The organism is Pseudomonas sp. MD330_10 (assembly GCF_042610415.1).
GTDB lineage: Bacteria > Pseudomonadota > Gammaproteobacteria > Pseudomonadales > Pseudomonadaceae > Aquipseudomonas > Aquipseudomonas rhodesiae.
Map to the genome: position 1 here is coordinate 1 of NZ_JBHGZU010000074.1, position 281 is coordinate 281.

The 281-nt window shown below is 64.4% G+C and carries 1 protein-coding gene; it reads left to right on the forward strand.

Translation table 11 applies throughout. The annotated features are described in order from the left end of the window. On the forward strand, nucleotides 1-281 hold a 281-nt coding region (locus ACFZPT_RS26670), incomplete at both ends, for an enoyl-CoA hydratase/isomerase family protein (RefSeq protein WP_379559126.1).

Sequence of the window (281 nt, forward strand, 5' to 3'; positions counted from 1 at the left end):
AAAAGTCGCTCAACGCCCTCTCCCTGCCGATGATCCTGGCCCTCGGCGACCGCCTGGAGGCCTGGGCCAAATACCCGCAAATCGTCTGCGTGTTGCTGCGCGGCACTGGCGCCAAGGCGTTCTGTGCCGGTGGCGAGGTACGCAGCCTGGCCCAGGCGTGCCTTGAGCACCCGGGCGAAGTACCCGCCCTGGGCGCGCAGTTTTGTGCCGCCGAATATCGACTCGATTACCGTTTGCACACCTACCCCAAACCGCTGATCTGCTGGGGTCACGGTTATGTG